Below are 698 nucleotides of genomic sequence, written 5' to 3' on the forward strand. Positions count from 1 at the left end.
GAATTCTTCGCCTAATATCGTGTTCGCCAGCTCGAAAGCCGCCTGCACTCCAAGGGCGAGGAATTGAAAATGAGAGGTCAGAACCATAGCGACGTGGGGCATGACAGCTCCGTCAGGCATGTCCGAAAAACGTAAGTTATCCGTCATTTCGGAGCCGGTCCAGAGAGCGCATTAAAAGGGGGTCAACACCGATTAAAAGGTAGGACTTCCAATGACCCAGAACACTCTCGGCACGGCCCTCGTTACCGGCGCCTCCAGCGGTATCGGCGCGATCTACGCGGACCGTCTCGCCAGTCGCGGCTATGATCTGATCCTTGTCGCACGCAACAAGGAAAAACTGCAGCATCTCGCTGCCCATATCACGGACCGGACCGGTCGCGCTGTAGAGGTAGTCGACGCCGATCTAGGCCGCTCCGCCGATGTAAAGCGGGTCGAGGACGTCCTTCGCCGCGACGCAAGCGTGACCCTGCTGGTCAATAATGCGGGCATCGGCACGCACACGACGCTGCTCGACAGTGACGCGGATCGTATGGAGGCGATGATCCAGCTGAACGTGACGGCACTGATGCGCCTTACCTACGCTGTCGTTCCAGGGTTCGTAGTGCGCGGCAAGGGTGCGATCATCAACATTGCTTCGATTGTGGCGGTCGCCCCCGAGGCACCGAACGGGGGCTATGGTGGGAAGAAAACCCTCGTCC

General features: G+C 59.0%; 1 protein-coding gene. It reads left to right on the forward strand.

Going from position 1 to position 698, the window contains the following annotated elements; all coding sequences use genetic code 11:
• Positions 1-211 precede the first annotated feature (211 nt).
• The coding region (locus tag C0V97_RS18160) for an SDR family oxidoreductase (protein ID WP_127103765.1) at positions 212-698 on the forward strand (487 nt) is incomplete at its 3' end.

Source organism: Asaia sp. W19, assembly GCF_003994335.1.
GTDB lineage: Bacteria > Pseudomonadota > Alphaproteobacteria > Acetobacterales > Acetobacteraceae > Asaia.